We start from the raw sequence: 449 nt of genomic DNA, 5'->3' as shown, positions 1-449 counted from the left end.
GCGAGTTCGCGCTCAACCAGGCCTGGTTGGTGGCGGTGATGCTCGCCGCAGATCTGGTGGCGTGGACACGGATGCTGGCCTGTACCGGCGAGGCTGCGGTTCTGGCCTTGTGCGAGCCCAAAGCGCTGCGCTACCGCTTCCTGCACGTCGCAGCCCGGCTGACCCGTAGCGGCCGGCGACGCCGGGTGAAGATCCCCGAAACATGGCCCTGGGCCACCGCCATCGTCGCCGTGTTCAACAAGATCGCCGCGATCCCCAAACCAGCCTGATCTCACCTGCCCGCCCTCGACATCACCACCCGGAGACCCGCCCACCGGCAGCGCCAGCCGGCACCCCCGCACGCCCTTACGCGAATATAAGCCCGTCGTCACCCGACTGCAGCAGTCACACCGGCCCGTGAATCAGCGGGGCTAACGATCGTTATTGCTACAAGTGAACTCAAGCCTGCA

Annotated in this window: 1 protein-coding gene; it reads left to right on the top strand. The window is 66.4% G+C overall.

From position 1 onward, the window contains the following. Positions 1 to 269 (top strand): transposase (locus tag G6021_RS16240; RefSeq protein ID WP_182641740.1); only part of this gene is annotated, 269 nt, incomplete at its 5' end. Positions 270 to 449 lie beyond the last annotated feature (180 nt).

Source organism: Dietzia sp. CW19, assembly GCF_014145265.1.
GTDB classification, from domain to species: Bacteria; Actinomycetota; Actinomycetes; order Mycobacteriales; family Mycobacteriaceae; genus Dietzia; species Dietzia natronolimnaea.
Note: the sequence above shows the minus strand (reverse complement) of the source record. Positions and strands in the feature narration are given on the sequence as shown.